Source organism: Pseudomonas sp. 1L-C-7-B-C1, from assembly GCF_057291635.1.
Window position 1 is genome coordinate 1 of record NZ_JBXAWH010000025.1, and the last position, 8,179, is coordinate 8,179.

General features: G+C 59.3%; 8 protein-coding genes and 1 rRNA gene. 7 read left to right on the forward strand and 2 right to left on the reverse strand.

Going from position 1 to position 8,179, the window contains the following annotated elements; all coding sequences use genetic code 11:
• Nucleotides 1–76 (forward strand): 5S ribosomal RNA (rrf, locus tag AC0Z8Z_RS25110); the annotation flags it as partial.
• A 118-nt stretch (nucleotides 77–194) separates the two neighbouring features.
• On the opposite strand, the gene queD is transcribed toward rrf, so the two are convergent.
• Complete coding sequence (gene queD, locus AC0Z8Z_RS25115) at nucleotides 195–551, reverse strand: 6-carboxytetrahydropterin synthase QueD (protein WP_172611443.1); 357 nt, start codon at nucleotides 549–551, stop codon at nucleotides 195–197.
• Between the two features lie 103 nt (nucleotides 552–654).
• The gene (locus tag AC0Z8Z_RS25120; RefSeq protein ID WP_485620935.1) at nucleotides 655–1,737 is read right to left on the reverse strand and encodes a patatin-like phospholipase family protein; all 1,083 of its coding nucleotides are present in this window, start codon (nucleotides 1,735–1,737) and stop codon (nucleotides 655–657) included.
• A gap of 163 nt (nucleotides 1,738–1,900) precedes the next feature.
• Here AC0Z8Z_RS25120 and AC0Z8Z_RS25125 point away from each other — a divergent pair, with 163 nt between their 5' ends.
• The 6 genes from AC0Z8Z_RS25125 to AC0Z8Z_RS25150 all read left to right on the forward strand — a co-directional run bounded on the left by AC0Z8Z_RS25125 (nucleotide 1,901) and on the right by AC0Z8Z_RS25150 (nucleotide 7,530).
• A complete protein-coding gene (locus AC0Z8Z_RS25125) occupies nucleotides 1,901–2,209 on the forward strand; it encodes a PepSY domain-containing protein (RefSeq protein WP_122536319.1) in 309 nt (102 codons plus the stop codon).
• Entirely contained in the window at nucleotides 2,209–2,538 is a 330-nt protein-coding gene (locus AC0Z8Z_RS25130; RefSeq protein WP_485620936.1) for a PepSY domain-containing protein, read from the forward strand. The genes AC0Z8Z_RS25125 and AC0Z8Z_RS25130 overlap by 1 nt, the downstream gene beginning before the upstream one ends.
• Nucleotides 2,538–3,206, forward strand: coding sequence for a response regulator transcription factor (locus AC0Z8Z_RS25135; protein WP_122536321.1), 669 nt, complete (start codon nucleotides 2,538–2,540; stop codon nucleotides 3,204–3,206). The genes AC0Z8Z_RS25130 and AC0Z8Z_RS25135 overlap by 1 nt, the downstream gene beginning before the upstream one ends.
• Nucleotides 3,203–4,561 carry an ATP-binding protein gene (locus tag AC0Z8Z_RS25140; protein WP_485620937.1) on the forward strand — a complete coding sequence of 453 codons (1,359 nt, stop codon included), beginning with the start codon at nucleotides 3,203–3,205 and terminating at the stop codon, nucleotides 4,559–4,561. The genes AC0Z8Z_RS25135 and AC0Z8Z_RS25140 overlap by 4 nt, the downstream gene beginning before the upstream one ends.
• A gap of 82 nt (nucleotides 4,562–4,643) precedes the next feature.
• Nucleotides 4,644–6,323 carry a methyl-accepting chemotaxis protein gene (locus tag AC0Z8Z_RS25145; protein WP_485620938.1) on the forward strand — a complete coding sequence of 560 codons (1,680 nt, stop codon included), beginning with the start codon at nucleotides 4,644–4,646 and terminating at the stop codon, nucleotides 6,321–6,323.
• Between the two features lie 142 nt (nucleotides 6,324–6,465).
• Entirely contained in the window at nucleotides 6,466–7,530 is a 1,065-nt protein-coding gene (locus AC0Z8Z_RS25150; protein WP_122536323.1) for an AI-2E family transporter, read from the forward strand.
• The last annotated feature ends 649 nt before the right edge of the window (nucleotides 7,531–8,179 follow it).

An 8,179-nucleotide genomic window follows, 5' to 3' on the forward strand; every position in this document is an offset into this window, starting at 1 on the left:
CGAACTCAGCAGTGAAACGATGCATCGCCGATGGTAGTGTGGGGTTTCCCCATGTGAGAGTAGGTCATCGTCAAGATTAAATTCCGAAACCCCATTTGCGAAAGCAGATGGGGTTTTGTTTTTGCGCGCAAAAAAACAAAGTTTCTCGCAAAAAAACCACCCGCTAGGGTGGTCTTTTCTTCTGCCAGCATTGGTCAGTCACCGCGATACACGCACCCGCTGGTGCATGTCTCATGAATCCGTATAGCGGACAGCTCTGGCAGCAGTGGTTTCAATTCTTTCCAAATCCACTTCACCAACACTTCACTGGTCGGGTTTTCCAGGCCGGGAATGTCGTTGAGGTAGTTGTGGTCCAGCCGCTCGTACAGAGGTTTGAAGATGGTTTTGATCTCAGAGAAATCGCGAATCCATCCGGTATGGGGATCGGGTTCGCCCTGTAGGTAGATCGCTATACGAAAGGAGTGACCGTGCAGACGTCCGCACTTGTGCCCATCAGGCACGTGAGGGAGCCGGTGAGCGGACTCGAACGTAAACTCTTTAAAAATTTCCACGGTGATATAAGCCTTGAGAAGTGGCGATCGCCAGCGCGATAAATGCAAGCGGCGAGTTTATCAGTAATGGTTTAGCGAGTGACAGGCAGACCTGGCCGCGTGGTTAAACCAGAGGCTCCAGTCGGTGGGCGAGACGGCCCGTGTCAACGAGTTCAAGAAATTCGTCCCCCAGCCGCTGACTGCTTTCCATTGCAGCACGCCAGTACCGTTGCCGTTCCGCATCCCTGCCTACGAACCGTTTAAAGTCGCTCCGATCAGGCAGCTTGCCGTAGGGCAGCGTAGTCAGGTACTCCTTGGAGGGCGCAAGCAGCACGACGTCTTGAAGCCGAGTCTGATCGCCTCTGCGCCAGGGCAGTGTCTTGTCAAACCAGCCCGGGATGATTTTGTCGGTGAAATGCGGATACAGCACAATGTCGCTTCCGCTGTATGGAAGATCCAAGTGGTAGTCAAGCAGGCCGCCATCCCGGAACATTCCTGCGCCGATACCGGGTATCTCTGGAACACCCTCCATTACCATCGGAATGGAGCCTGACGCCAGCAATGCCTGGCGCAGGTTCGATGTGTCCAGTGGCAAGCATCGGGATGGGAAATCAGTCAATGGCAGGAGGGGAGGGGCAAGGCGCGGGTCGTGCATGATCAGCCGCTCGAAATGCCGTGACAGGCGCGCGCGCCCGATCAGGTTGTCAGCGATGACGGCCCCCAGTCCCAGACTCAACCCTGCGCGATGATCCCGGGCAAGCAAGCCCCGGCTTTTGACGATCATTACGTTGAGACGGTAATGGGGATTCGCCAGGACGTGTGCGTCATCCGCCTGCAAAAGCGCATCAAGCATCGTCACACAGCTGCGGGAGACCTGCGCCATCGTTACGCCTTTGGCGAAACTCTGCTCGTTGTACAAACGCCCAAGTCGCTGAAGACCTGCAACGGGGTCCGGCAGGCATGCGCTTGCAAAGCGCCACGAACCGATGGAAGCGCCAATCAATGATCGCTCCCGTTGAGCTCGGGGGAGCCATTCGCCAAACAGCGCCAGATCCAGGCCCTGAATGCCCAGTGCTTTCGGGCCTCCTGCCGCGCCAGGGATAATGCCAACGTCAATCGGCGACAGGCCTTGCTCCCTGATCCGCGTCATCGCGCGCCTGCCGGCCTTGATAGTCAATGAAGGGTGTTTGATGTGAATGTTGCTCATGGCCCCTCCGGGGTCGGACTGGGGCGAATAATACCGTGGATCCCGCCTTCATCGACTGACGGTTGATAGGGTAGTGGCACGTAGCCAGATAAATTCAGCTTCAATTAAGTTCGCGCGTTTATGGTGGGCTCCGTAACCAACCAGAACCCAACGGAGATCCACCATGAAAATCCTGACTGCCTTCATCGCTGCCACCGCATTCACTTTCACAGCAGGTTACGTCCAGGCTCGAGACCTTGGTCCTGACGAGGCGCTGAAACTGCGGGATGCAGGTACTATTCAATCCTTTGAAAAGCTCAACGCCGTCGCGTTGGCCAAGCACCCGAAATCCACTATCACGGACACCGAGCTGGAACAGGAATATGGCAAGTACGTTTACCAGATCGAACTGCGAGATGCTCAAGGTGTGGAGTGGGACGTTGAAGTCGATGCCGTCAGCGGCCAGATACTCAAAGACCACCAGGACGCCTGATGATCGCCAGTAAGCGTGCCGCCAAGCGTTTCGTTTACTGTCTTGTGGCCGCCTGTGCGGTCGCCCCAAGCGTCGCGTGCCTGGCTCGGGACCTGAATCAGGACGAGGTGCTTGAGCTGCGCAGGAGAGGTGTGATTCTGCCGCTTGAGCAGTTCATCGATCAGGCACTGGGACGTTACCCCGGCTCCAAGCTGCTTGAAGCCGAACTTGAAGAAAAGCACGGCGTGTTGGTGTACGAGATCGAGCTTCTCACCGCCGATCATGTCGTGCGCGAACTCAAATTTGATGCCGGTGACAGCCGCCTGTTGCAAGACAAGGAAGACGATTGATGCGTTTGTTATTGGTTGAGGACCACGTTCCCTTGGCGGACGAGCTCATCAGTACACTGGGCCGGCAGGGTTACGCGATTGACTGGCTGACCGACGGCCGCGACGCTATTCATCAAGGCGCCACAGAGCCTTACGACTTGATCGTGCTTGACCTCGGCCTGCCAGGCGTTCCCGGGCTTGAGGTGTTGCAGAAGTGGCGCGCGGGCGGGCTGTCCACCCCCGTACTCATCCTGACGGCGCGGGCCTCCTGGGCCGAACGTATCGAAGGTCTAAAGGCCGGCGCCGACGATTATCTGACCAAACCCTTTCACCCCGAAGAACTGCAGCTGCGCATACAGGCGCTGCTTCGCCGTGTCCGAGGTCTGGCCAATCAGCCCAAGCTCGAATCCGCTGGCCTGCACCTGGACGAAGGGCGCCAGTGCGTCAGTCGCGGGGAGGAGGAAGTCCAGCTCACTGCTGCAGAGTTTCGCCTGCTGCGTTATTTCATGCTGCATCCCGGCCAGATTCTCTCCAAAAGTCATCTGGCCGAGCATCTTTATGATGGGGAGAACGAGCGCGACTCGAACGTGATCGAGGTCCACGTCAATCATTTGCGCCGCAAGCTGGGTCGGGCCGTGGTCGAGACGCGGCGCGGGCAAGGCTATCGTTTTGCCGGGACGGGCGAGTGAGGTCGATACAGCGACGCCTGAGTCTGGGCCTGATCAGCGTGCTGCTGATTGTTGGACTGGTCCTGGCACAGATCAGCCTGTGGCTCTTCGAAGTTGGCTTGCAGCGTTACCTGGAATCAGGCCTGCGCAATGAGAGCGAGCTGCTGCTAGTGGCATTGGTGCGTGGCCCCGGCGGCCTGCAGCTCGATGAGCATCGGCTGTCGCCCGGCTATCAGCGACCCTATTCCGGCCACTATTTTCGAATTGATGTTGACCACGGTCATTGGCGCTCGCGCTCGTTGTGGGATCTGGAGTTGCCGCATCCCGGGCAGCCCGGCTTGCATGCCGACCTTGCCCTGGAAAAGACCGATCAATCGCTGTTGCTGCTGCACACCGATTACCGCAAGTTCGGACAGACCGTCTCTATCACCGTCGCTCAGGACTACACCCCGGTGCGGGACAGTTTCGCACTGGTCCAGCGCATCGGTCTCGGGCTGGGGCTGATGGCCCTGGTTTTGATTCTTGTGTTGCAGCGCGTCACCGTTCGCCGCGCCTTGCGCCCGCTGGAAAGGGCCAGAGAACAGATTTTCCAGCTGCAACAAGGGCAGCGCTCGCAACTTGATGAGCGAGTGCCAGTGGAGCTTGAGCCGCTGGTTGCGCAGATCAATCATCTGTTGGCCCATACAGAGGACAGTCTCAAACGGTCGCGCAACGCCCTTGGCAATCTGGGCCACGCGCTAAAGACGCCGCTGGCCGTGCTGATGAGCCTGGCCGAAGGCGACAGACTGGCGGGCCACCCGCACGTGCGCGACACCTTGCGCGATCAGCTGCAGCACATTCAGCAGCGTCTTGAGCGTGAGCTCAATCGCGCGCGCTTGTCAGGCGACGCCTTGCCAGGCGCACGGTTTGATTGCGCTGCGGAGATCCCCGGGCTGTTCTCCACATTGCGGATGATTCATGGCGAGCATCTGGAACTGAGCAGTGAGATCGCTGCGGATCTGTTTCTGCCGTGGGACCGTGAAGACATCCTTGAGTTGTTGGGCAACGTCATGGACAACGCCTGCAAGTGGGCCGACAGCGAGGTCAGGCTGACCATCGCCAAAGGCGCTGATGGCTACTGTCTGTTGATCGACGACGATGGCCCGGGTATCCCTGTTCAGCATCGCGATGAAGTCATCGGCCGTGGCAATCGTCTGGACGAGCAAGTGACCGGCCACGGTCTGGGACTCGGCATCGTCAAGGACATCGTCGAGGCGTGGGGCGGGCGCATTCAGTTACTGGACAGCCCACTGGGTGGGCTGCAAGTGCGTATCGATCTGCCCGAGCGACTCAGCCCGCAACTGCCGGGGACCGAAAGCGCTCGTCAACCCTCGTGACCTCAACTTTTTGTGCGCCGGGCCGTTAACCGTAAAGGAACCCCAACGACTCAACGCACAAAAACAAAGGGTCATGACTTCTATGCGGCTAAATCTCAAAGCCAAAGTACTTTCGCTCGCCGTGCTCCCCGTGTTGGTGTTCGCACTGATCATCAGCGCCAGCACCGTCATCATGCTGCGTGAGCAGGGCAAGCGCGAAGTCGAGGAAACCCGCCAGCACCTGCTCGCGGAGGCCAAAGCCACGTTGCAGAGTTATGTGGCTGTTGCGCTAGGCACCATCAAACCGCTGTATGACGCCTCGGCGCCGGGTGACATGGAAGCCCGCGCGCAAGTCATCAAGATGCTCTCCCAAGTCAACTACGCCAAGGACGGGTACTTCTTCGGCTACGACTCGCAGGCGGTGCGGCTGTTCAAGGGCAATAGCCCCGACGGCATCGGCAAGAGCTTCAAGGACGCTCGCGATCCAAAAGGCGTTTTCGTCAATGCCGGCCTGGTTGACGTGGCGAAAGCGGGCACTCATTACCTGGAATATTCCTCTGCGCTGCCCGGGTCGAGCGAACTGGTGCCCAAACTGGGCTACACCGAGTATCTGCCGAAATGGGACATGGCCTTTGGGTCGTCGATCAACCTGGATAACATCGATGCCAAAGTCGCAGAGCTGCAGAAGAATGTGTCCGAGCGCCGGCAGAATATGCTCGTCAGCATCATTGGCATCACGCTGCTGGTATTGGTGATTATCGCAGCGGTGGGTTTCTGGATCGCGGGCGGTATTCTGCGGCCGCTGCGCCTGATGAAAGCCAACCTCGATGATATCGCCGCAGGACAGGGTGATCTGACCCAGCGCCTGGCGGTGACCTCCCAGGACGAACTTGGCGAACTGGCCGGGTCGTTTAATCGCTTTGTCGACAAGATCCACGGCCTGGTCCGGCAGATTGCCGAGATGACCGCGCAGCTGACTGGGCTGGTGGGCGAGGTGACCGATCAGGCGCAGCGCTCCGAGCAGGCAATGGAGCGTCAGCGCCATGAAACCGACCAGGTCGCCACGGCGATCAATCAGATGTCGGCTGCGGCCCAGGAAGTCGCAAAGAGCGCGCAGGGTGCCTCGGTCGCGGCGCAGCAAACCGATGCTGAAGGTCAGGCCGCCAAGCGAGTGGTTGACGGCAGCATCCAACAGATTCACGCGCTGGTAAACGACATCCGTCACAGCGGCACCTCGCTGGACAGCCTGCAAAATGATGTGACGTCCATCGTCGGTGTGCTTGGGGTGATTCGTTCCATCGCCGATCAGACCAACCTGCTGGCACTCAACGCCGCCATCGAAGCCGCGCGTGCCGGGGAAGCGGGCCGCGGGTTCGCGGTGGTGGCCGACGAAGTGCGTGCGCTGGCCAGCCGCACGCAGCAAAGCACTCAGGAAATCCAGGGCATGATCGACCGCTTGCAGCAAGGCACCCAAGGCGCGGTGCAGGCGATGCGACGCTCAAGCGAGGCGGGCGATGGGACGTCCGCCCGGGCTAATGAAGCCGGGGCATCGCTGGACACAATCGGTCAGCTGATCGGCACGATCAACGCCATGAACGCGCAGATTGCCAGCGCCGCAGAAGAGCAGACGGCCGTGGCGGAAGAGATTAATCGCAGCGTTCACCAGATCGCGGTAGCGGTCGAAAGCGTGGCCGATGAAACCCGCCACAGCGCCTCCACGTCGCGCAATCTCACGGAGTTGAATCAGCGCCTTGGCCAGTTGGTCCGGCAGTTCAGAATCTAGGCCGGGGCGGCGGGCCAGGCTCGGGGCCCGCTGCCCGCACTTCCTCCATTGATCTTGCACTTCAGGCGCGGCACTCCTGCGGCGATTGGCGGACTAAGCATCAGACCGTGTGCTTGGCGCGGTGTAATGACATGGAAGGAACATGAACGAAACCGCGCTACAAAGTAAAACCCTGTTGCTGTTATTGGTATTGGTGACCATCGCGTTCATCTGGATCCTTCTGCCGTTCTACGGCGCAGTGTTCTGGGCGGTGATCCTCGGCATCATCTTTGCGCCGCTGCAACGCCGCCTTCTGGCTCGCTTCAACTGGCAGCGCAACCTGACGTCCTTGTGCACGCTGACGATCTGTCTGGTCATCGCGATCCTGCCGGTGATCGTCATCGCGGCGTTGATGGTTCAAGAGGGTGCGACGCTTTACAAGAATGTGGAAAGTGGTCAGCTCGACATTGCCAAGTACCTGGCTGAATTCAAAGTCCTGTTGCCACCCTATGTGCAGCATTGGCTTGATCGGCTCGGCATGGGGGACTTCAACGGCCTGCGCGACAAAATCGCCAAAAGCGCGATGCAGGGCAGCAACTACCTGGCTACCCAGGCGTTCAGCTTTGGGCAGGGCACGTTCGATTTCGTTGTCAGCTTTTTCATCATGCTGTACTTGCTGTTCTTTTTCCTGCGCGATGGCCAGGAGCTGACACGCAAGATCCGCATCGCGATTCCGCTGGCCGAGCCGCAGAAACGCCGCTTGCAGTTGAAGTTCACCCGTGTGGTTCGCGCTACGGTTAAGGGCAATATTGTGGTGGCGGTGACTCAAGGCGCGCTGGGCGGGTTTATTTTCTGGGCACTGGATATCCCGAGCGCCTTGCTGTGGGCGGTGATGATGGCGTTTCTGTCGTTGCTGCCGGCGGTGGGGGCGGGGATTGTCTGGGCGCCGGTGGCGCTGTATTTCCTGCTCAGCGGGATGATCTGGCAGGGCGTGGTGTTGGGGCTGTTCGGGATATTCGTGATCGGGCTGGTGGATAATGTGTTGCGTCCGATCCTGGTGGGCAAGGACACGCGGATGCCCGATTACCTGATTCTGATTTCGACGTTGGGCGGAATGGCGGTATTCGGGTTGAACGGGTTTGTGATCGGGCCGATGGTGGCGGCGCTGTTTATGTCGACGTGGGCGTTGTTTACCGGCGACAAGAAAACCGTTCGATTGCCTGGTTAGCGTGTATTTCTAAATCCAGAGCGTCGGCCTAACGGCCTCTGTTTCGCCTTCGGCGAGTTACTTGGAAAAAGCCCCCCAAGTAACCAAGGGGGCCTGCTCCTGGCTAGGCCCCTCGTTCCTCGGGGTTCCTTCACTCCGGTTTCGCTCCGTGGGCCCGCTGCCATCCGCCATCCATGGCGGGGGGCAGCTCTCGCCGCATCCATGCGGCTCGGCCCACGGAGCGAGACCTACGTTCAGCCTGCACCCAAGTCGCGATTGGCGTCGTCCGGACGTCTTGCGTATGAAGATCAACATCAAAAGCTTCCCGGCTAGAGCCGGTCCCACATTAGAGGTCGCCTCGACTATCACTGGAGGCATGCGCTGCTGTTAGTGGGACCGGCTTTAGCCGGGAAGCCTGTGATCTGGTTTGCCTTTGCCTTTTGCTTTTGATCTTCATACGCAGTTGGTCCAGACGACGCCAATCGCGACTTTGGTGCAAGCTGAACGCAGGTTTTGCGCAGTGTGCCGAGCCGCATGGATGCGGCGAGAGCGCCGTCAGGACATGGATGTCCGTTCGGCGCGGGCCCACGGAGCAAGACCGGAGTGAGGGTATTCCGACGAAGGAGGAACCAAACCGAGAGCAAGCACCCTTGGTTACTTGGGGTGCTTT

Coding starts and splice junctions, on each gene's coding strand:
- AC0Z8Z_RS25120 (WP_485620935.1), bottom strand. CDS start 1,737: ATGAGCAACATTCACATCAAACACCCTTCATTGACTATCAAGGCCGGC.
- AC0Z8Z_RS25125 (WP_122536319.1), top strand. CDS start 1,901: ATGAAAATCCTGACTGCCTTCATCGCTGCCACCGCATTCACTTTCACA.
- AC0Z8Z_RS25130 (WP_485620936.1), top strand. CDS start 2,209: ATGATCGCCAGTAAGCGTGCCGCCAAGCGTTTCGTTTACTGTCTTGTG.
- AC0Z8Z_RS25135 (WP_122536321.1), top strand. CDS start 2,538: ATGCGTTTGTTATTGGTTGAGGACCACGTTCCCTTGGCGGACGAGCTC.
- AC0Z8Z_RS25145 (WP_485620938.1), top strand. CDS start 4,644: ATGCGGCTAAATCTCAAAGCCAAAGTACTTTCGCTCGCCGTGCTCCCC.
- AC0Z8Z_RS25150 (WP_122536323.1), top strand. CDS start 6,466: ATGAACGAAACCGCGCTACAAAGTAAAACCCTGTTGCTGTTATTGGTA.